Source organism: Clostridium sp. MCC344 (assembly GCF_018785365.1).
GTDB lineage: Bacteria > Bacillota > Clostridia > Lachnospirales > Lachnospiraceae > Pilosibacter.
Map to the genome: position 1 here is coordinate 49,410 of NZ_WQPQ01000024.1, position 23,389 is coordinate 72,798.

11 protein-coding genes and 2 pseudogenes are annotated in these 23,389 nt (G+C 49.7%); all 13 read left to right on the forward strand.

Annotated elements, in window-relative coordinates:
* The first annotated feature begins 1 nt into the window (after window position 1).
* A complete protein-coding gene (locus tag GPK90_RS19555; RefSeq protein WP_215702699.1) occupies window positions 2-9,394 on the forward strand; it encodes a Cna B-type domain-containing protein in 9,393 nt (3,130 codons plus the stop codon).
* A 124-nt stretch (window positions 9,395-9,518) separates the two neighbouring features.
* On the forward strand, window positions 9,519-9,920 hold the full coding sequence (locus GPK90_RS08200; protein WP_243022215.1) for a DUF3990 domain-containing protein: 402 nt from the start codon (window positions 9,519-9,521) through the stop codon (window positions 9,918-9,920).
* A 5-nt stretch (window positions 9,921-9,925) separates the two neighbouring features.
* A complete protein-coding gene (locus GPK90_RS08205; RefSeq protein WP_182426731.1) occupies window positions 9,926-10,342 on the forward strand; it encodes a hypothetical protein in 417 nt (138 codons plus the stop codon).
* Complete coding sequence (gene ybiA / locus GPK90_RS08210; protein WP_118529639.1) at window positions 10,342-10,833, forward strand: riboflavin biosynthesis intermediates N-glycosidase; 492 nt, start codon at window positions 10,342-10,344, stop codon at window positions 10,831-10,833. The genes GPK90_RS08205 and ybiA overlap by 1 nt, the downstream gene beginning before the upstream one ends.
* Window positions 10,834-10,875: 42 nt before the next feature.
* Window positions 10,876-11,451: pseudogene (locus tag GPK90_RS08215) on the forward strand (restriction endonuclease subunit S); the annotation flags it as partial.
* Window positions 11,423-14,581, forward strand: a complete 3,159-nt coding sequence (locus tag GPK90_RS08220) for a type I restriction endonuclease subunit R (protein WP_118529641.1) — start codon at window positions 11,423-11,425, stop codon at window positions 14,579-14,581. The pseudogene GPK90_RS08215 and the gene GPK90_RS08220, both read left to right, overlap by 29 nt.
* Window positions 14,582-14,657: 76 nt before the next feature.
* A pseudogene (locus tag GPK90_RS19025) lies at window positions 14,658-14,774 on the forward strand (site-specific integrase); the annotation flags it as partial.
* A 139-nt stretch (window positions 14,775-14,913) separates the two neighbouring features.
* Window positions 14,914-16,560 (forward strand): response regulator, encoded by a 1,647-nt coding sequence (locus GPK90_RS08225; protein ID WP_118529642.1) that lies wholly within the window; start codon window positions 14,914-14,916, stop codon window positions 16,558-16,560.
* Window positions 16,561-16,591: 31 nt separating this feature from the next.
* The gene (locus GPK90_RS08230) at window positions 16,592-18,391 is read left to right on the forward strand and encodes a cache domain-containing sensor histidine kinase (protein ID WP_215702700.1); all 1,800 of its coding nucleotides are present in this window, start codon (window positions 16,592-16,594) and stop codon (window positions 18,389-18,391) included.
* Window positions 18,381-19,352, forward strand: a complete 972-nt coding sequence (locus GPK90_RS08235) for a substrate-binding domain-containing protein (protein ID WP_215702701.1) — start codon at window positions 18,381-18,383, stop codon at window positions 19,350-19,352. The genes GPK90_RS08230 and GPK90_RS08235 overlap by 11 nt, the downstream gene beginning before the upstream one ends.
* Before the next feature lie 12 nt (window positions 19,353-19,364).
* Window positions 19,365-20,378 carry a galactose ABC transporter substrate-binding protein gene (locus GPK90_RS08240; RefSeq protein WP_215702702.1) on the forward strand — a complete coding sequence of 338 codons (1,014 nt, stop codon included), beginning with the start codon at window positions 19,365-19,367 and terminating at the stop codon, window positions 20,376-20,378.
* 247 nt (window positions 20,379-20,625) lie between these two features.
* Complete coding sequence (locus tag GPK90_RS08245) at window positions 20,626-21,738, forward strand: galactose ABC transporter substrate-binding protein (RefSeq protein WP_215702703.1); 1,113 nt, start codon at window positions 20,626-20,628, stop codon at window positions 21,736-21,738.
* 117 nt (window positions 21,739-21,855) lie between these two features.
* Window positions 21,856-23,388: a sugar ABC transporter ATP-binding protein gene (locus GPK90_RS08250; protein WP_215702704.1), complete on the forward strand. Its 1,533-nt coding sequence runs from the start codon at window positions 21,856-21,858 to the stop codon at window positions 23,386-23,388.
* Window position 23,389 lies beyond the last annotated feature (1 nt).

The window sequence follows — 23,389 nt, forward strand, 5'->3', positions numbered from 1 at the left end:
AGTGGGCTGGAAACCTCAAAAGAAAGAGGTGCCTTCCGGCGAGAATGGCGAGATAACGCTAAAGGTGGAAATTGATCCGGCGCAGGTGGAAGATGTAGGATTGCAGATCCGCCTGACAGAGGAGGAGGCAGCGGCATTCGTCGAGTTCACGAAGAATGAGGACGGAGTTCTGACCTATGAACATGGAGATCATGTGTGGACACTGGAAAAAGAACCGGAAGGGGACTGGAATTTCTGGCTTCTCTCCCTGAAGGGAACAGTTGAAAGCCACACATTGGAGGAAAAATTTACAGTCTGCATGCCGAAATCAGCAGATGATCAGACGATCGATGTGGATTCAGAGACAGATGTGATCCTTTCCTACAATGGAAAGAGCGACAGCCGGTATACAGATTCAGATCCGGTGAAGAGCACAGCGTCCAATTCCTCTGCATCGGGAAATACGAAAAACATCATGACGGATGAGAATGGGATCAAGATCAGTATCGAGACGGTACCGATCCGTTTTCTTGCGGTAGAATTGACGGAAACTGCAGTGCCGGAAGTCAGTGCTGCGCAGGAGAAACTCGCTTGTGTGGACGGAGTCGAAAATCCGGATGCAGTCTTTGAAATGAAGCTGCCGGATGCCGGCCTTACGTATCATGCGTCCGTGACATTGAATGGAGATCTTTCCTTCCCAAAGGCTGCGGCGACATCCAGCAATGCACTTTACAGAGATGACAGTGGGAAAAAACTGGCAGAGATCGTGGGACTTTCTTCGGAAATGAAGGTGACAGAGTTTTCTGCAGATGGAGATACACTGAAGTTCCGGATCATTCCGGTCTCAGACACAGCGGATAAGTCTGTGGAGAGCGATGAAACCGGAGATGACGATTCAATCGCGGTTGTGAAAAAGACGGTCGATTTTCAGCTGAAGATCGATCCGGACAGTCTGGTCTGGGCAAAAAAGCAGGAGAAGCAGGGAATTCTGGAACTGCTTACGGGGAATGAAAAAGAACGTCTCCGGGCAACGGAAGATGCAGAAGTGTTAAAGGGAAGCATCACGCTCCGCGCCGGTGCGGAAGGCGGAGCAGACGCAGAGGCTGTGATCCGGATTTCGAGAGCTGCCGGAGGGGGTGTGACCGTTCTCCGGAGACAGGCTGTGCTCGGTCCGCAGACGGTATTCTGGATCGACAACGGAAATAACGATGAAGGAATCCGGCCTTCGGAAATCATGCCGGAACTCTCCTATAAATTGGTTGCGCAGGATGCGGACTGGGGAGACGGCGACGGAACAAAACTGGAGCCGGGGGCATCTCTTGCGGGTGTCGGACTGACAGAAATGCCGCAGCCTGCAATCACAAAAAATGAAGGGAACAGCACCTGGCAGATTTCATACAGCAATCTTCCGAGCACGGTTGTGAAAAACGGAAGCGAATACCGGGTACTCTGGAAATGGTCGCAGCCTGCCGTTGACGGATATGAACGGAAGGAAATCAATGACGACAATATTGGTGAGTATGAGGGGACCGTTGATCAGTGCGGATGGTACTATCTGATCCGCAGGACCGTCATATTGAAGACGGATATCCGCCAGGGATATACCGATTATTACGATATCACAAAGGATGAAGCGGCAAGATACTTTAAACTGTGCATTTATCAAGTGACTTCCGGAGGTCAGGTGAGTGAAAATCCGGTAGAAGTCGTAAGGATTGACGACCTTTTGGAGAACGGAACTCTGAAACTGATCGGAGACAGGAATGCAAAAGGTGACGGAGAATATGTGATCGATATGGGCTGGCGGTATAATCTGGATGGGAATCCATTTGTGTATACGATCGAGTGGGCCGGAGATACCGACGAGAACGGAAACCCGTTAAACCGTTTCCGTGTGGATGGCATGGAAGAGGGAGACTATATCCAGATCTCCTACGACAACTCTGCAACTGTGGGATATCAGGAGCGGACCGACAGGCTTTACAGCGGAGGAACTCTGGTCCTGACACTTACCGGAACGAGAGGATACGAGGCGACAAAGATCTGGGCGGAAAATCGTACGGATGTCTCGGAGGACGAGAGACCAGAGGGAGAGTTTGAACTCTGGCGTTATCCGCAAAGACATGAAGACTACACGAAAGCAGCTCCGGTGTATGGGGAAGACGGAAAGACAATGAGCCTGCCTCTGGACCGACATCCGGAAAATAATACCCAGGAGATTCGGTTCGGCTATGGGGAAAATGGTGAAAAGACACTTCCGAAGTATGATACGGACGGATATGCTTATGCGTATGTTACAAAAGAATATTTCACAAATGATGACAGCAGAGGCTATGAACAGCTGTTCGGAGCGTACAATGACCAGACTGGTTATTATGACGACGTATTTATCAAGGGAGACGGAACGAGGGTAAGCACGGAAAACAAAGACGGAAAACGTGCAGATGTCAATAACATTTATCTCTACGATGGAGGAACGCTCTATAACCGTAAAATCGATACTGTCACAGTGCCAGTATCCAAAACATGGGAAGCGGCCGCATTCCAGGAAAACCTCCAGGACGTAAAGGTAACGTTTGGACTGCAGTCCAGGATCAAAGAGCAGAAAGACCCGGATGGAAATACGGTGACGCCTGCCGGAGCGTGGACGGAAGTTCCGGGAGAGGAGCTGTCACTGGACGGTTTCAATGCGGTCAATGTCACCAGAAGCGGAAGCAGAACCATGCCGAAATATGATATTTACGGAAATGAGCTGGAGTACCGCTTTGTGGAGCGGGAGATCACCCAGAATGGAATCAGACGGGAGATCGAATATCCGGAAGGCTCTGAAAACGGAACGTTTACCCTCACTCAGAATGGCCGCCAGGTGGCATATGAGTCGATCTGTGAGACTGCAAGTGCTTCCGATGCGGAAAACAGAACGGTGATCGTAAACCGGATCAAGGATACGGTCGACTACGATGTTGTCAAGAACTGGGAGGGAAATCCACCCGCGGGCGCAACCTTGAAATTCCGCCTGTATCGTCTCTACAGCGGAACATCGGTTGCAGATATGATAGCGGGAAATGCTTACCTGACATTTGAAGTGACCGAAAACGGCGGGAGGATCACGGATTTTCCGACCGATGAGGGCAGTGAAAATATCGGGATCTGTGTGCCGGAACAGGCGGACCCGTCTGCATGGAGTCATGTGCGGATCTACGGTCTTCCGGAATTTGACCGTTCCGGACATCAGTATGAATATATGCTGATTGAGGAAGAGCCGGATGGATATCACGCAGCGGACATCCGGACGGAAAAGTTCAACGGAAACCTGGATTATAGAAGTACGCTGACAAATGCGGTGGGAACAGGAAATGATAACCGCATCCTCGTCATGAAAGAATGGCTGGATGACGGAGATATCCAGCACCGGAGAAATGTTGCGGTGCAGGCATACCAGAACGGAACCGGGAAACCGGTGGGATTACCTGTCATCCTCGGACCGGGATCTATCTGGTATACCTATGTGGATCTGGGAACAGTCCAGGCAGATGATGTCTACATTCTGGAAACAGAGATTTACGGAACGGATAGCGAAGAGTCGCAGTTTACAGTGACAAACCCACAGATCTCAAGTGTTTCCGATTACGACGGAGCTTACGGGAGTGTGGACCTGAAGCACCACTGCTATGAAGTCTCCTATGAAAAGACAGCGATTGGAAAGGATCCAGTATTTGTTGTGAAGAACCGCCGTATCGCTCAAATTGATATTGATGTGGAAAAACGCTGGAATGATGGAAGCGGTGCGCTCCGAGATGCAATGAAAAAAGCACTGGATACATACAATGCCCAGCATACAGATGCTCCGCTGGAACTGTCCATGTATCTTGACTTTGATGATCCGGCCGGAACCGCTTCCGGTGGGCAGATCACGAGAAATGCGGGAAATGCGGGAGATACGATCCTGGTGGATGGACACAACGTCGAAACGATCTACGACTCAGATCGCCGGGAATCGGCAAAATCTGTCCAGACGATGTCGCTGGAGAGCCGTCAGAATGACGATTCTGTGATAAGAAGTGACCACTATGCATTTTATGGGGTTCCAAAGTACAATGCAAAAGGACAGGTCATCCGGTATCAGGTAAAAGAAGCGTGGGTGACAAAGGGAACGGAAGAGGAAACTCCGGTATACCGGAAGGTTTCGGATGTAAAGTCGATCCTTGAGACGATCCCGGCTCAGAATCCTGTTACCGGTGTGATAGAATCCAATTTGTGGGATCTCTGGAGTACATATCTCCGGACCACTTCGGAAACATATACGGTTGCGCTGGATGCACCGGAAAATCAGGAGGTTACGCGCAATGACCATCAGGTTGTCACCGTTAGCAACAGCCTTTCTGGAGTCAAGACGGTTCATTGGAAAAAACAATGGAATGATGCATATTCCAGAAAACAGAATACCCGCCCGGATATTTATCTGACGATCTTAAAACGTGAAGCGGATGCAGACGGAAATCTGAAAAAGGAACTGAGCCCGTCTGATGTCGTGGTAAAGGATTACCGGTGGGTCAAGACCGATCAGGATTCAGATGAACAGCATTGGACTGCAACAATCAGGAATCTTCCAAAGTACAATGCACAAGGATACGAGATCTATTATTATGCGTTCGAGCGGACGGAGGTAGATTCCAATGCGCTCGATTATGCGATCGCGGAATATGCGGTTCCGAGCGCGAGCAATGCGGACAAGACCGATATCATCGGAACATCAGGAGGAGTCGGAAAACCGGGGGATACGAGCTTTGCAGAGTATGATCCAACGGAGAAAAATGTCGTGTTGAACCCGATCGACCAGTCTGGAAGTGATGGACTTCCGGATTATGCGGGAAAGTATGCCCTGATCGAGAACGGAACGATCATCAACTCACTCTTAAAAGATGCGAGAATTCTCGGATCCAAGAGCTATAAGAGCCTGCCAAACAATTATCCGGCAAAAGACTATCCGGAGATCACATTTGTGCTTGACCGATATCTTGGAACTCCGGGGCAGGATGGAGTCCTTGATCAGGCGAAAATTTCAGAATTGACCGTCAAAGACTGGACAACCATCACAAAAAACGCAGACGGTTCCTATCCGATCGAGATCAGCAGAATCGGAAAATATGTGTATCAGCTTGCTGCTGACGGAAACACAGGAGAAACTGTTCCGGTTTCTGAAGACCAGACTCCGGGAAAAGGGGAGGAACTCCCGCGTTACGATGAAAACGGAGAGAGATATACCTACATTTTGCGAGAGAAGAGTGTGAAAGGTGCCGACGGAAAGGAGTTGCTTGCCGGGGCTGCAGACGCAGCAGTCGGAGGAATGGGGCTCTATGTCAGAGATGACGACGGCAGCACGACAGCTTCCCACGTGATCACGAATACCTACGAGGGTCCGAAGGGAAAACTGAAGGTTCGGAAACTCATGAAACTTTCCCAAAATGGGGATAAGGTGACATTCCCGGCCGTGAAGTTTGAGCTGACAAGATCCTATACATCCTATGCGGATGGAACATCGAAGGTCGTGGAGGATACAGGGTTTGCGAAACAGGTGAAGATCCTTTCTTCCGCGGAGGTTCAGGCTGCCTATAAGGCTGCCGGGGCGCAGGCGGGAGCTCAGGTTTCCCTGGAATGTGTCTTCGACAACCTGGATCTTTATGCGCCGAACGGAACGGACTATCTGTACACGGTGACGGAGCTCAAGGACGGATTCCTGGAAGGCTTTGACACCTGGGCAGTAAAGGGGGATTATACTTCCTTTGACCAGGTTGCGACTGCCTCGAACGCAGGGACCAAGGTGGAGCATGTAACAGCGACCGCCTCCAATGCGTCAGAAGGAGATGGGATGACCACAGAGTCTCTGGCGGCAAAAGTCGGACAGGTGATCTCAGGACTTTTCGGACGCAGCAGTGCAGGAAATACAGAAATTCCGGCAGCAGCAACGTTTGCAAACCGGAAATGGAACACGCCTCAGGAGGATGGAAAGGACAAGGTACAGCTTGTCTTAACAAAAAACTGGGCTGACTTCAACAATCAATTCGGGACAAGACCGGATACGCTGGAGCTTACACTGGAGCGAAGAGCGGATGCACAGCCTGGACAGTCGAATGCGATCGCCTGGACAACGGTGACGGACAGTACGCCGACGGAAGATAAGTCTGTGATCAACCAGTGGAAGTACATCTGGAGCGGACTCGACCGTTACGCGCCGAACGGGATGCCGTGGATCTACCGCGTCAGCGAGAAAAAACCAGCGGCTTATCAGGCGTCAGGAAACGGCAGTGTCCAGTTTGGCAGCACGGGAAATCCGTCCCAGACAGCAGAGATCACGAACTCCTTACAGACGACTGCAAAATTCACGAAGCAGTGGACGGACAAGGCAGGAAAAACTGTGACGAACGACTATCTCGGATATGACCTGACAGCTTCCTTTAAGCTGCAGGCGGCGACGTCCAGTGATGCTTCGTTTGATGCCGGAAGCGCTTCCTGGATGGATGCGGACGCTCTGTTTACGGATGGAAATGCGAGATCAGCGATCCTCAATGCAAACGGAGAAAATCCGTCTGCATACTGGAGCGAGCGGATCGCAGCACCGTCACTTACAGGAAAGATCAATGCTGCTGTATGGAAAAACGGGAAAACGGTAAAGCTCCCGGCGGCCATGAAAGAAAATAGCACACTGGTTTATCTGCATTACCGGTATGTGGAGACAGGTGTGAGCTATACAGTTCCCGGTGAGACACCGGACACAGCTACGCAGACAGTGACCAGACAGGCAGACGGCAGTTATCTGATTACCGGAACCGGTCTTTTACAGTCTGTCACAGATACGGTGACATCCGGAACGAGTACGATCACAAACCAGACAAACCTGAAGGACTTCTCAGTTTCCAAGGTATGGAGTGACAATGACAATGCCTACGGAACGAGATCGGTACAGACACAGATGATCCTGTTCTTCCGGGCAGGAGAAAACGAAGACTGGAAGCTCTTTACGATCAGTGGAAATCCGGTCATTGTGACACTTTCGGAGAGTAATGGCTGGAGCACATCGATCTCCGGTCTCCCGGGTGAGTGCGAGTACCGGATGCGGGAACTTCCACTGACCGGGTGGGATGGATCGACCTGGATTGATGACGGAGGAACCTTCACAGGCGGAACGGATTACCAGGTCAGCTACAATGATCAGGCGGATTCAACGACGGTGACAAACACGCTGAAAACGAATCCGGATCCGGATGACGGGGCCAAGAAGATCACTCTCTATGTAGAGAAAACGTGGGGAGGAACAGAAAATGCTCCGATCACCCTGAAACTCCAGCACCAGGTTGCAGAAGACAACGAAGATCATCAGCTCCACGAGGACAAGTGGGCAGATGTCGGGACAAAGACGTATGCGATGGATGGAACAGCGGATGCGTCCGGCAACGGAGCATACTGGGAGTTTGATTCCTGGAAGTTTAAGATCACGAATCTTCCGGCATTCCGGGTCGGAAAGGCAATCTCTTACCGTGTCATCGAAGTCGTGCCGGATGGGTTCGTCCAGATAGCACAGACGGAAAGGACGATCACGGATACAGAATTTGATCCAGCCGGAACCAGACAGACTGCATCCCTGTTTACCTTTGTAAACGCAAAGAAAAATTCCTTCAAAGTGACGAAAAAATGGGTTGGACCGAGTCCGAGTGCCGCTGAGGTCACCGTGAGTCTCCACAGGAAATACCGGAAAGCCGGAGAGAACGAAACGGAGGAACCGGTGGATGGAACAACGGTCCAGCTGAACGAGGCAAATCACTTTGAGGCGGAGTGGAAGGATCTTCCGGAAACTTCCGCTGATGGTGATGTTTACAGCTACTATGCGAAAGAAGTAAATGATCCGGCTGTGACAGGATACCGCGCAGAGTACGGCGCAGTGGAAGCTGCGGCGGACGGAACATGGAAGCAGACGATCTACAACATTCCGCTGACATCTGTTTCAGGCACAAAGGTCTGGAAGGATGAGAAGAATGCGGATGGTCTGCGTCCGGGTACAGTCGGTCTGATCCTGGAGCGCAGTACCGATTCGAATGCATGGAAAAAAGTGGACATCGATGCGGACGGTTCGACTGTGTCCCTGACATGGGACCAGACGACGGATCCGGATCAATGGACCTACCGTTTTGACGGACTCGACCTTTATTCCATAGCAGGAGAGAAGTATCAGTACCGTGTGACTGAGGAGCCGGTGACGGGCTACCATGCAGTCTATACGGGAAGCAATGCGCTTTATGCGGGAGACCGTGATACGATCATCAATACGAAGATCGGAGAGCACACCTTTGTGTTTGATAAGGTCTGGACTGACGCCGGAACGTCACAGAGACCGGAACAGATCATGGTCAGATTGTGCCGGAAGACGGCAGAAACGTCACAGGAAACGGTTGACGGAGTGGCGCCGGTGATTGTCAAGAACGGTGATCTCTGGACATATACCTACGAGGATCTTCCATCCTATGATGCGGATGGACGGGCATATACCTACTGGGTAACCGAGGATCCGGTAAATGGATATGACACTGTTTACTCTTCCGATGATCGTTCCGAAAACGGCGGCAGGATCACCAATGTGGCCCGCGGCGGTCTTGCCGTGAAAAAAACGGTATCCGGAAACCGCGGAGAGCGGAACAGGAAATTCCTGTTCACGATCACACTGTCAGGTGTATCACAGACGGGAATCGATGCTGCAACATTCACGGATGGGAATTTCGAGAACGGAGTTTCAGAGATTTCCTTAAAGGACGGGGAAGAGTACCGGTTTGAGGAGATCCCGGCAGGATTTTCCTACACAGTGACCGAGGCAGATGACGCTTTGCGGGACGGATATACGGTTACAGCGACCGGAACATCCGGAACGATCCCGGCGGGAGATACGGCGGAAGCTGCGTTTGAGAACCGGAAAAATGAAGATCCGACGGTTCCGACACAGCCGACGACACCGACAGATCCGTCCGGTCCGACAACACCTGTCACTCCGACGAGACCGTGGCATCATGATTCCGATGACCCGGAGGAGACGGATCCGACGAAACGTCCTCCGAAGATGCCGACCGGGCAGTCAACAGAGATTGTGACAGAGACAGATCCGGCAGGTACGACCTCACCGGATGAGACTGCGGAAAGCCGGACGGAAACAACCTCTTCGGAGACCGAAACCAATATCGAAGAAACTACCACGGCGGAAACCGTGACAGAATCCGGCACAGAGCCGGATCATGATGACAGGGATAACCCGAAAACCGGGGATTCCACCCATACCTGGATATGGGCGGTTCTCATGATCCTCTCCGCATTCGGTGCGATCATGCTGCACAGGGTGAAGAAAGATGACGAGAACGAAGAACATATGAAGTAGCAGAAAATGAAAAAGCTCCTTCGGACTGCAGAGAGATTCTGGCGGTCCGGGGGAGCTTTTTTGTAGGAAGTTCCTTTGGAATGTGTCGAGGCATATTCTTTTTATTTGGAATATTTTCGCTCGTATGGTATACTGGACACAGCAGTCTGCACTCTTACTGGGAGTGAGAGAAAGGGATGAATCGACATATGGAATTGACACGGAAACGTACGACGTGATCAAAGGCTGGCGAGCGAATGCGTCCTACTTTTACATCGCGAAAGAGTTTGTGCGTGACAATATCGATGTTGATATTCTGGAAGAACTGTTATCCCTCGGCGGTCTCGGAATCCAGTACTGTATCAAGACAGAGCGGGCATATGCCGGACTGCATGAATTAAAAGATGAGCTGGAAACCGTCGAGTACACAGAATTCAATGACCGATATAACGCAAGAGATATTATGGCACGAAAAAAGATGCGGGATCTGGTAAATTCGGATGCAAATACGGTAACAAACGTATTTAGTACGCTGCTTGAGAGGTGATGGATATGAGGGCATATTCCGATGCATATCTGGAAGATGTAGTGGAAAATCAAGGAAAACTGTTTGATCTTGTTGCACAGTCGTTTCCAGACAAAGATACAGGAGATTTTATTAAGGCGTATATGTCCAGTAAAACACGAAAGAGTATCGACGAGGCGAAGGCATATGTCAATACCATGGATGCCAGAGAACTCTGGGATTATTTTACGGAGACAGAACAGTACCGGATGAAGCCGGGAAAGTCGATCGGTGGATTTATGCCGGACTGGATCGGTGAATTTTATGCGTATTATCAGTGGTATTACAATATTCCGAGTGCGGAGTTAGTGAAGAAGATCCCTCTGGATTTTCTTGAAAAAGCATACTATGGACTGCACGATCTGGAACTGGAGCTTGCAGTCCGGAAAGTGGGGCGGGTCTGATGCGTGTGATAGGCTTTCACAATCCGGATGAGGAGTATGGAGCTTTCAGCAACTGGTATCCATCAAAATTTGTTGTGGACGGAATCTGCTTCACATCGATGGAGCAGTTTATGATGTACCGAAAAGCCGTGTGGTTTCAGGATCATGAGATTGCGGAGAAGATCCTTGCAACGGAGGACGCTGCGAGGATCAAGGAACTCGGGCGGATGGTAGCCGGATATGAGGATTTGATCTGGAGTGGAATCCGGCAGATGGTGGTATATGAAGGATTGATCAAAAAATTTTCACAAAATTCGGAACTTTGTGAACAATTATTGAATACCGGGGATGCGATTCTAGCAGAATGTGCTGTCAAAGACCGGATCTGGGGGATCGGGCTTGCGATGGATGATCCAAAACGGCTCGATCCGGCCCAGTGGCGTGGTCAAAATCTGCTTGGATACGCCTTAATGATGGCGCGGGATCAGATCAGGCATCATTCCGGGCAGTAAAAGACAGGAAAATGGACGAAAAAGACGGATGCTTGGGAACAGCGTAAGTTGGGGGAACTTGGAAGTGTTCAAACCTGTAAACGTATTTTTAAAGAACAAATATCTGAACAAGGAGACATTCCTTTTTATAAAAATGGAACTATTGGATTAGAACCTGACTCGTATATTTCAAGAGAAGTTTACGAAGAATTTCGCAGGTTATATCCTTATCCAGAGGTGGGAGATACTTTAATTTCGGTAGTTGGTAGTATTGGAAGAACAGCAGAATATACAGGAAAAGATGAGTATTTTCAAGATTCAAATGTTGTATGGCTCAAGACAGATGGGAGCATTAACAAAAAGTTTCTTAAGGTATCTTATCAAGTAATAAAGTGGTTGATTGAAGGCTCTACCGTGAAGCATTTATACAATGACAATATATTGAAAAGTGAGATTGTTATGCCGCCTTCTCAACTGGAACAGGAAAAAATTGCAACATATTTGGAGCACCTCGACCACCTTATCACCCTTCATCAGCGTAAGTCCCACTCCCCATCCCCCAAATCCCTGTTTTCCCGACCAAACACACGCAAAAAGGAGGCAAAAAACGATGATGTTTCAACGAGAATCAGATTTTGAGAATGCCCTGATCCAGATTCTGACTACAAAGGGATGGGAGGATCAGATCTTAAAGTATCCGACCGAGGATGATCTGTTAAAAAACTGGGCAAAAATCCTTTTTGACAATAACCGTGGGATTGACCGGCTGGGAGACTGTCCATTGACAGATGGGGAAATGCAGCAGATCATCGAGCAGATCACGGAACTGCGGACACCATTAAAGCTGAACGGATTTATCAACGGGAAAACAGTATCCATAAAACGTGACAATCCGGAGGATAAAGTACATTTTGGTAAAGAGATCAGCCTGAAAATTTATGACCGTCTGGAGATCGCAGCGGGACAGAGCCGGTATCAGATCGTAGAACAGCCGGTATTCCGTGGAAAATCCAGACTGTTGAATGACAGACGGGGAGATCTGCTTCTTCTGATCAACGGGATGCCTGTGATCCATATCGAATTAAAACGCAGCGGTGTTCCGGTGAGCCAGGCATGCAATCAGATTGAAAAATACGCACATGAGGGTGTATTCACGGGATTGTTTTCCCTTGTGCAGGTATTTGTCGCGATGAATCCGGATGAGAGCTTATATTTCGCAAATCCGGGACCGGATGGAAGATTCAATCCGGATTATTATTTTCATTGGGCTGATTTCAACAATGAACCGATCAACGACTGGAAGCTGATCGCATCGTCATTGCTCTCGATCCCGATGGCTCATCAGCTGATTGGTTTTTATACGGTTGCAGATGATGCGGATGGGATTTTGAAGGTCATGCGGAGCTATCAGTACTATGCGGCGAATGCGATTTCCGATGTTGTCTCAAAGACAAAATGGGACAGCGGAAAGCAGCGCGGAGGATATATCTGGCACACCACGGGATCCGGAAAGACGATGACATCCTTTAAGTCTGCACAGCTGATCGCAAATTCGGGTGATGCAGATAAAGTCGTATTTCTGACGGACCGGATCGAACTTGGCACGCAGTCCTTAAAAGAATATCGTGCATTTGCCGATGCGAATGAGTCGGTACAGGCGACGGAGAATACCTATGTGCTGTTATCAAAATTAAAGAGCGACGAGGTAAAAGATACCCTGATCGTCACTTCCATCCAGAAAATGAGCAATATCCGCGATGAAGAAGGCGGACGGAATGCTCACGATATGGAGATCATCGGTCGGAAGCGAATTGTCTTTATCGTCGATGAGGCGCACAGATCCACGTTTGGTGAGATGCTGGCAGTGATCAAGGAGACATTTCCGCGTGCGATTTTCTTTGGTTTTACAGGAACACCTGTCTTTGAGGAAAATGCAAAGAAACGGAATGCACAGACCGATGTCTTTGGAAATGAGCTGCACCGGTACAGCATTGCCGACGGGATCCGGGATAAAAATGTACTGGGGTTTGATCCGTATAAAGTTCTGACATTCCGCGACCGCGATGTCCGCAAAGTGGTTGCCCTGGATCAGGTAAAGGCTGACACAGAGGCAGAGGCTGTTTCGGATCCGGAAAAAGCAAAAATTTTTTATGATTATCTGGATCCCTCAAAAATCCGGATGGCAGGGTATGAAGGAGAAGACGGAAAATGGATCCGCGGGATCGAAGATTACCTTCCAAACAGCCAGTATCGATCAGAGGAACATCAGAACCAGGTAGTAAAGGACATGAAAGAAAACTGGATCACGTTGAGTCATAATGGAAAATTTCATACAATTTTTGCGACGAGCAGCATTCCGGAATCCATCCGGTATTATCGTCTGATCAAAAAGGAGATGCCGGATTTAAAGACTACCTGTCTGTTTGATGCCAGTATTGACAATGATGGGAGCAGTGCACTTGAGAAGGAAGATGGACTGATCGAGATCTTAAAGGATTATAATGCGAGATACGGTCAGGAGTTTGGTATCGCTTCCCACGCGGCCTTTAAAAAAGATCTTTCCTCCCGCCTTGCACATAAGGAACAGTATAAATACATAGAGAAAACGCCGGAAAAACAGTTGGATCTTCTGATCGTTGTCGACCAGATGCTGACGGGATTTGACTCAAAATGGGTGAATACACTTTATCTGGATAAGGTGCTGGAATATGAGAATATTATCCAGGCATTCTCACGCACAAACCGTCTGTTCGGACCGGACAAGCCGTTTGGGATCATCCGCTATTACCGGAAACCACATACGATGGAGCAGAATGTCCTTCGTGCAGTAAAATTGTATTCCGGGGATAAACCGATCGGTTTGTTTGCAGAAAAACTGCCCCATAATCTGAAAAAGCTGAATGACGTGTACGGAGAAATTTCAGAATTATTTACGAATGCGGGAGCTGCGGATTTTGCAAAACTTCCGGATGAGAAACCGGTGAGAGCGAAATTTGCGCTTTTGTTCCGGGATTTTAACAGTTATCTGGAAGCGGCAAAAGTTCAGGGCTTCCAATGGACAAAGAAAGAGTATGAATTTTGTGATGAAGCGGGCAGAAAGACAGGAGATCATGTGATCATGTCATTCGATGAGAACGACTTTCTGACTCTTGCGCAGCGCTATAAAGAGCTGGCCTCTTCTGCATCAGATGAACCGGGCGGTCATGAGGACATGATGTATGATCTGTCCGGATATCTGGTTGAAATTGACACCGGAGTGATCGATGCAGACTATATGAACAGCCGTTTTGTTAAGTATTTAAAGATGATCCGGCAGCAGGGGACACCAGGAGAACTGATCGAGCAGGCAAAGGCGGAGCTGCATAAGACATTTGCGACCCTGACGCAGGAAGAACAAAAGTATGCCAACATTTTTCTGCATGATACTGAACGCGGGGATGTGATCCCGGAACCGGGAAAGACTCTGCGGGATTATATCACGGAATATCAGTATCGCGCAAAGAATGACCAGATTCACCGGTGTGCGGAAATCTTTGGACTGGACGAAGAAAAACTGCGAAATCTGATGAAGCTGGGACTGAATGAAAAAAACATCCGGGAGTTCGGTCGGTTTGATGAGCTGAAAAAGACGGTGGATAAGTCGAAAGCAAAGGCATTTTTTGAGAAAAAAGAAAAATGCAGGCTGATTCCTCCGAAAGTAAATATGAAAACAGATCAGTTTTTACGCTCCTTTATTATCAAAGGCGGCTTCGATCTGGAAAATTTATAGTTGTATCGACGTTCTTTGCCAACGCGCGCCGCTCTGGAAAAAGTGGAGGAACGCGAGCAATGTTAAGTGAAATGAAAGAAGACTTGGCCATTCAAGTATGACAACAACGCAGAAGACATACCTGCATATTATTCAGGAACTGGAAAATAAGGATATTGACCTTGTCATGAGATCTTTGTCCAGTCTGAACTAAAACGAAAAAGAAACAGATCCCGGCTGCGCTGGCAGGGAGCGAACCATTTGCAAACAGTGCGGATCTATAGTAAAATGAAAACAGGCATGAAAACGACCCGGCGCAAGAATCCCGCCGGTTCAGATAGGAGCAGCAGGAAATGGATTTATACAGAATTATCCTTGTGGATGACGAGGAAGAAGTGCGAAAGAGCATTATCCGAAAGATCGACTGGCAGTCGGTAGGCTTTACCGTGGTCGGTGATGCGGAGAACGGGGAGGACGCTTTGGAGAAGATCGAGAATCTGGAGCCGGACGTTGTCCTCACGGATATCCGGATGCCATATATGGATGGTCTTACGCTTGCGGAGAAGATCCGCCAGAAATATCCGTCGATGAAGATTGTGATCTTTTCCGGATATGACGATTTCGAGTACGCGAAGCGGGCGATCAAGTTAAATGTGACGGAATATATCTTAAAGCCGGTGAATGTGGAGGAGCTGACGGCGATCTTAAAGAAGATCCAGGCGAGTCTCGACGAGGAGATTGAGCAGAAGCGGGACGTGAGTCTTCTGCGGGAAAATTACAAGCGCAGTCTGCCGATCCTCAGGGAGCAGTTTTTAAAGGATCTTGTGAGCCGACAGATGGATGAGATGACGGTGGCGGAGCGCCTGGAACAGTATGATATCCCGCTGGCAGGTGCGAAAAAATGGATCTCGATCGCAGTCAAGGCGGAGCTTTCGGCTGTCTCCGGCGAGGTGATCCTGCCGCTTCATGAAGAGCGGGACCTGATCCCGATCTCCGTGATGCAGATCCTGGAGGAAAATCTGAAAAATTACTGCCGCTTTTCCCTGTTTTCATTCTCGGGGGCGGCGGATGCGGAGATCGCAGGGATCGTCGCGGTGGATGAGACAAACTCCCAGACCGGACTGATCGATATCCTGAGCGACATCTGCAAGGAGATCCGGAAGATCTTAATGATTCCGGTCACGATCGGGATCGGTCACAGCCGGACGGAGCTTGGACTGATCTGTGAATCTTTCCAGTCAGCACTCGACGCGCTTGGATATCGCGCGATCGTCGGTGTCGGCAGTACGATCTATATCAACGACGTGGAGCCGATGAACACCGGAAAACTTCAGTTCACTTCGGAAGATGAGTCAGCACTGATCCAGGCAGTCAAATTCGGGCCGGAGGAAAAGATCCGGGAAGTGACCGCGCGGATCATCGGACGGATGTCGGACGCGAAGGTTCACGCGAGACAATACCAGACTTACATCCTGAGCGTCGCAAACTGCCTGGTCCAGCTGATCCAGCAGTATGATCTGGAGATGGACGAGCTTTTTGCTGACTCAAAGGTGGGGGCGGATCCGTTTACGATCATCCACCAGGTCATGAACCGGGAGACGTTCTCAAAATGGCTCCTCGGGGCAGCGTTAAAGATCAACGGCGCGATGAATAAGGAGCGCGACAACACGACGAGACAGAGCATGGAACGCGCCAAGCAGTATATTATGGAAAATTATCAGGATCCGGATCTCTCGGTCGAACAGATCTGCCGGATCCTTCATATGAGCCCGGCGTATTTTTCAACGATGTTCAAGAAGGCAACCGGGCAGACGTACATCGGATATCTGACGGACGTCCGCCTCAATAAGGCGGTGGAGCTTCTGAACATGACGGATGACAAGACATATGTGATCGCCGCGAAGGTCGGATATCAGGAGCAGAATTACTTCAGTTACGTTTTTAAAAAGAAATTCGGCGTCTCACCGACAAAATTCAGGGGAAGCAGACCCGGAAATTAAAGGGCGGTGAATAAAAACAGGGGAGAGCAGTATGAAACCAGAAAACGAGAACGGATTTCTGAAACGGACCAGCATCCGCTATATGATCTTCGTGTACTTTACGGTGACGGCACTTGCGGCCAGCATCTTTATCGGACTGTCATTGTACAGCCGGATGTCAAAACAGATGTCCGACACGATGCAGGAGGAAAATCAGATCCTGATCGACCAGGTGAACCGCTCGGTGGATGTGTGGCTCCGCGGCATCATGAAGCTTTCCGATTCCCTGTATTACGACGTGATCAAAAATGCGGATCTGGAGAACGAGCGCGTCAACCGGGAGATGATGCTGCTCTACGACAATAACCAGGACAATGTGGAGAATATCGCCCTGTTTTCCAGAAGCGGGGAGCTTCTGGAGGCAGTTCCCGCTTCCCGCCTGAAGACCGGTGTGGATCCGACGGAGGAATCGTGGTTCCGGGCGGCACTGAGTAAGACGGAGAACCTTCATTTTTCGGTTCCCCACGTCCAGCGGGTCTTTGATGTGAGCGAAAACCAGTACCGCTGGGTGATCTCGGCGGCCCGCGTGGTCGAGATCACGGAGGGTTCCTCCACGGAACAGGGCGTACTTTTGATCGATATCCGCTATGACAGTCTGGAACAGCTGTTTGATGAGATCACGCTCGGGAACGGCGGCTATGTCTATCTCATGGGAACGGACGGAGAGCTGATCTACCATCCGGAAGCCCAGCTTTTGTATTCCGGGCTGGAAGAGGAAAACTTCAAGGCGGCGGCCGGCTACCGCGACGGGATCCACGAGGAGATGTTCCAGGGGAAAAAGCGGGCGGTGACTGTCAAGACGGTCGGATACACCGGATGGAAGATCATCGGGGCGGCGCCGATGGGCGGAGTCACCCTGAATGCGTTGAAGACGCGTCTTCTGATCACGTTTATCGTGGTATTTGTTGCCTTCCTTCTCGCAGTGATCAACGCCTATATCTCCACGAGAATCACGACCCCAATCGAAGCGCTGGAGAAGTCCGTGAACGAGATCGAGGCGGGAAACCTGAATGCGGATGTCTATGTGGGCGGCTCCTATGAGATCCGCCATCTCGGCACATCCATTCAGAACATGGCGACCCAGATCCGGCGGCTGATGGATGACATCGTCGCGGAGCATGAATCAAAGCGAAAGAATGAGTTCGACGTCCTACAGTCCCAGATCAACCCGCACTTCCTTTACAATACGCTGGACATCATCGTCTGGATGATCGAGAATGAAAAACAGGCGGACGCTGTGAAGGTCGTGACGGCGCTGGCGAGATTCTTCCGGATCAGCCTGAGCCGTGGAAAGAGCATCATCACCGTCCGGGATGAGATCGAACATGTGAGAAATTATCTGACGATCCAGCATATGCGCTTTAAAAATCGCTTTACCTACGGGATCGAGGCGGATGAGTCGGTTATGGAACTTGCGAGTGTAAAGCTGATCCTTCAGCCGCTTGTGGAAAATGCGATCTATCACGGCATGGAGTTCATGGACGGGGATGGGGAGATCCGGATCCATGTATACCGGGATGGCGATGACCTTTATATGAAGGTCTCTGACAACGGACTCGGAATGACGAAGGAGCAGATCGAAAACATGTTCTCCGACAAAAAACATGTGGCCTCAAAGAGCGGCTCCGGGATCGGCGTCCGGAATGTCAATGAAAGGATCCGCCTGTATTTTGGATCGGATTACGGTCTCTCGATCGAGTCGGAGCTTGACGAGGGGACGACCGTGACGATCCACATGAAGGCGATCCCTTACTCGGAGACGGCAGAGGGGGAAAAGATCAATGTCAAATAAAGAAAGGATCGGCTGGTGTGCCGGAGTGATTCTGCTGGTGATCCTGTATCTGCTGTCCTCGACGGATCTGATCATCAAGGAGAAAAAAAAGGAGATCTTCCGGGTGTCTGTGATCGTCGACCAGGTGAACGACAATTATTACGGAAATTTCCGCGAAGGCATGAACATGGCGGAAAAAAAGTATCAGGCGGATGTGAATTTTATCACGCTGTATGCAGAAAATGATGAAAAACAGCAGGATGAACTCATCGTACGTGAAGTGAAGGACGGAACGAACGCGATCATCCTCGCCCCGGTGCGGGAAGATCACGCGGTCATGCAGCTGGATGAAATTTCGCCTGGCTGCCCGGTGATCTTTCTCGGCGCTTCGACGATCAGCAGTTCGGTTGCATGTTCGATCTCGGTGGACCGCTACGAGATGGGGCGGAGCCTCGGCGAGAAGATCGTGGAAAATGAGACACCGGAGATTCCGGTCTGTCTGTTTACGGAAGGACTTTCCTACACGGGAAATACCGATACATATGACGGACTTCGTTCTGTGCTCGACCAGGCCGGCTTTTCAGTCAGTCTGATCGAGAAGAGAAATGAGGACACTTACCGGAAAACGATCGAGGGGACCGTGTACCCGGAAAACGGAAAATTTATGGCAGTCGGCATGGATGTAGGCGCACTGTCGGATCTCGCGGATATTCTGGAGGGAAGCGGCGTGTACCGGGAACATGTAACAGCGCTTTACGGGATCGGAAGTACGACAAAACTGTTAAACCAGATGGACAAGGGGATCGTTACCGGTCTGATGGCGTGGAACCGCTTTGATGAAGGATTCTTAAGCGTGGAAAAAGCCGTACAGGCGGCAGGCGGAGAGTGGAATGAGAAACAGATCACACTGACGCCGGAATATATCGATGATGGGATCTTAAAGAGCGGGACCTATGAGAAACTGCTGTATCCGATGGAATAGGAGGATGCCAGAATGAAAAAGAACAGATTTCCGGTCATGATGATCGCGCTTGCGGCGGCAGCACTGCTTGGGATCACCGTGTGGCGGGCCGCTCTGGAAAACGGTGCGCAGGAAGAAAAAAAGACTTCTCTCCGGATCGGGGTTCTCCTGTACCGCGGGGATGATACGTTTATCGGGACACTCCGGAGTTCCATGGAGCAGGCTGCAAAGGAGTATGAACAGGAGACGGGGATCCGGGTAACCCTGGATGTCCGGGATGCGAAGAGAAACCAGATGACCCAGAACAGCCAGGCGGAGCGGATGATCGGCTTAAACTGTGATGTGCTCTGTGTGAACATGGTTGACCGCTCGGCAGCTTCCGGTGTCATCGACAAAGCGATGGAGGCGGATATCCCGATCGTGTTCTTCAACCGGGAACCTGTGTCGGAGGATATGAAGCGCTGGGAAAAACTCTATTATGTTGGGGCGGATGCGAAAGAGTCGGCGGTCCTTGAGGGGCAGATCCTCGTTGATGCCTACCGGAAGAATCCGGCATCCCTTGACCGGAATGGGGACGGGGTCGTCTCATACGTCCTTCTTGAGGGGGAGACGAACCACCAGGATTCCCTGATCCGGACGGAGTGGTCGGTCCAGACCTTAAAGGACGGCGGTGTCCCGATCCGGAGGATCACGAGCGGGATCGCGAACTGGGAGAGAAACCAGGCGTCTGCACTCATGGAAGAATGGCTTTCCGATTACGGGGATGAGATCGAACTTGTGATCTGCAACAACGATGATATGGCGCTCGGGGCGATCGATGCGATCGAGCGGGAGGGGATCATGGCCGGGACGATCAAACTCGTCGGGATCGACGGGACTCCGGCCGGTCAGGAGGCATTCCGCGAGGGAAAACTTTTCGGAACGGTGGAATCGGACAGGGAGGCTTATGCGAAGCGGATCTTTGACACGGCGGAGGAACTGGCGATGGGAAAAGAGGTCACACAGGAAAAATACTTCTGGTGCCCGCAGCATATGGTCGCAAACTGATCCGGATCCATTTGTAAAAGTTGATGGAAAAGCAGCCCTGGATCCGGGACTGGTAGTGCCAATTAAGCGTTTTTCTGCCGTGGTATGACAAAAAATTGTGGTTTTTTTACATAAATCAAAGAATTTCAATAATTTATCATAAAAAAAAGTATGGAAAAATGCACAAAGACAAGCTATAATTAACTTGTCGTTAAGGGAAAATGCCTAAACGGTCAAAATTATTTTTTGAATGGGAGGATTCAAAAACATGAGAATGACAAAGAAAGTAACAGCAATGGCACTGGCTTCCATGATGGCCCTGTCTTTAGCAGGATGCGGAAGCTCTTCCACAACAGCAACAACAGCAGCAGCTACTGAGGCAGCGACAACCGCAGCTGCAGCAGCATCCGAAGCAGCAACAACAGCAGCAGAGGCAGCAGGAACCACAGATGTAGCAGACAAGAAAGTCGGCATCAGTATCTACAAGTTTGATGATAACTTCATGACTCTTTACAGAACAGAGTTAGTTCGCTACTTAACCGAAGACCTTGGATTCAAGGCTGAGAACGTAGTCGTTCAGGATGGTAAGGGCGATCAGGCAGAGCAGACAAACCAGATCCAGAACTTCATCACTCAGAAATATGATGTTCTGATCTTAAACCTTGTACAGGCTTCTTCCGCACCGGAGATCACAGATATGTGTAAAGAAGCTGGTATCCCGGTTGTTTACATCAACCGTGAGCCGGACGCAACAGAAGAAGAGAGATGGGAATCTGAAGGTCTTAACGCTACATACGTAGGATGTGACGCAAGACAGTCCGGTACATATCAGGGCGAAGAGATCCTTGAGACTGCAAACAAGGGCGATATCAACGGCGACGGCAAAGTTTCCTACATCATGATCCAGGGTGACCCGGAGAACGTAGATGCTCAGTACAGAACAGAGTTCTCTGTTAAGGCTCTTACAGACGCAGGAATGGAAGTTGAGGAGCTCTTAAAACAGCGTGGTGACTGGGATCAGGCTAAGGCTCAGCAGATCGCACAGGACGCTTTAAACCAGTACGGCGACAAGATCGAGGTTATCTTCTGCAACAACGATGCTATGGCACTTGGTGCATTACAGGCAATCGAGGCAGCAGGACGTAAAGTTAACGAGGATATCTACCTTGTAGGCGTTGACGCTCTGACAGAGGCTGTTCAGAACGTAATCGATGGCAAGCAGACAGGTACTGTATTCAACAACCACTTCGCACAGGCTCAGGCTGCAAGCGATATCGCTGTTAAGTTCTTAAACGGCGAGAAGGTTGATGCTGTCAACATGGTCAACTACGAAAAGGTTACTCAGGATAACGCTCAGGAAATCCTTGATATGTTAAAGTAATTGATACTGTAACAAATGAGAACCGGGTGTGTCTGGCACACCCGGTTCTCTGAACTTAAAACTTAAAAAATATGCCACCCGGAGATGCGGGGGAGTGTATCTGAAAGGAGTTTTGGGATGGCAGAACAGTACAGACTCGAAATGAGAGGAGTCAAAAAAACCTTCCCAGGTGTTAAGGCACTTGACGGAGTAAATTTACGGGTTCGCCCCGGAACGGTCCACGCACTGATGGGAGAAAACGGTGCCGGTAAATCGACACTGATGAAATGTCTTTTCGGAATTTACAAAATGGATGAAGGCGAAGTTTATATTGACGGTGTAAAGACCGAAATCGCAAACCCGGACGACGCGCTTCACAAAGGACTTGCCATGGTTCATCAGGAGCTTCAGCCGATTCCTGAGCGCTCCATCGCTGAGAATATGTATCTTGGACGGTATCCGATGAAAAAATACGGACCGGTCAAGGTCGTTGATCATGCGACGATGAACAAAGAAGCTGAGAAATGGCTTCGGGACGTTAAGATGGACTTTAACCCGAAAGCAAAGCTCGGCACATTATCAATCGGACAGATGCAGTCAGTAGAGATCGCAAAAGCGGTCAGCCAGAGCGCAAACCTTGTAATTCTGGATGAGCCGACGTCCTCCCTGACTGATAACGAGGTAGAGGCATTATTCCGGATCATCAGAGATCTGAAATCCAGAGGTGTTTCTATGATATATATCAGCCACAAGATGGCTGAGATCCGCCAGATCTCCGACGATATCACCATCATGCGAGACGGTACATACGTTGGAAGCTGGGCAATTGATGATATCTCCGACGAGGAGATCGTAAAACAGATGGTTGGACGTGAGTTAAATAACGTTTATCCGCCGAAGGGAGATTACCGGACGGATGAGACTGTCCTCAAGGTCAGCCACCTGACAAGTATCTTACCGAACTCCTTTAAAGACTGCTCTTTTGAGTTAAAGAGGGGAGAGATCTTAGGCTTCGGCGGCCTAGTCGGAGCACAGAGAACAGAACTTATGGAAGCAATCTTCGGAATGCGCCACATTGAGAGCGGTACCGTCGAGATCCTTGGAAAAGAGGCACATATTAAACGACCGCAGGATGCGATCAACAGCTCTGTAGGAATGATCACAGAGGATCGTCGCGGAACCGGTATCTTTGGATGCTTGAGCATTGATGATAATACAGCGATCGCTTCCTATAAGCATTATACCCATATGGGTAAGATCAACAAGAAAGAAGTCGATGATGTCGTAAAAGACAGCATCGCGAAATTAAAGATCAAAACACCGAGCGGAAAGACGCTGATCCAGTCTCTCTCCGGTGGTAACCAGCAGAAGGTAATTATCGCAAGATGGCTTGCGAACAATCCTGATATCCTGATCATGGATGAACCGACCAGAGGTATTGACGTCGGTGCCAAATATGAGATCTACCAGATCATGATCGATCTCGTAAAACAGGGCAAATCCATCATTATGATCTCGTCGGAAATGCCGGAGTTGATCGGTATGTCCAACCGAATCATCGTAATGTGCAACGGTCACATCACCGGTGAGGTGGAAGGAGAAGACGCAACTCAGGAGAAGATCATGTCCTTTGCCACAAAATTCACTTTAAGCGGCAAGGAAAACAAGTAGA

Bases quoted from the DNA above. Each gene is read 5' to 3' on its own strand.
- GPK90_RS08200 (WP_243022215.1), top strand. From the start codon at position 9,519: ATGGTATACTGGACACAGCAGTCTGCACTCTTACTGGGAGTGAGAGAA.
- GPK90_RS08205 (WP_182426731.1), top strand. From the start codon at position 9,926: ATGAGGGCATATTCCGATGCATATCTGGAAGATGTAGTGGAAAATCAA.
- ybiA (WP_118529639.1), top strand. From the start codon at position 10,342: ATGCGTGTGATAGGCTTTCACAATCCGGATGAGGAGTATGGAGCTTTC.
- GPK90_RS08220 (WP_118529641.1), top strand. From the start codon at position 11,423: ATGATGTTTCAACGAGAATCAGATTTTGAGAATGCCCTGATCCAGATT.
- GPK90_RS08225 (WP_118529642.1), top strand. From the start codon at position 14,914: ATGGATTTATACAGAATTATCCTTGTGGATGACGAGGAAGAAGTGCGA.
- GPK90_RS08230 (WP_215702700.1), top strand. From the start codon at position 16,592: ATGAAACCAGAAAACGAGAACGGATTTCTGAAACGGACCAGCATCCGC.
- GPK90_RS08235 (WP_215702701.1), top strand. From the start codon at position 18,381: ATGTCAAATAAAGAAAGGATCGGCTGGTGTGCCGGAGTGATTCTGCTG.
- GPK90_RS08240 (WP_215702702.1), top strand. From the start codon at position 19,365: ATGAAAAAGAACAGATTTCCGGTCATGATGATCGCGCTTGCGGCGGCA.
- GPK90_RS08245 (WP_215702703.1), top strand. From the start codon at position 20,626: ATGAGAATGACAAAGAAAGTAACAGCAATGGCACTGGCTTCCATGATG.
- GPK90_RS08250 (WP_215702704.1), top strand. From the start codon at position 21,856: ATGGCAGAACAGTACAGACTCGAAATGAGAGGAGTCAAAAAAACCTTC.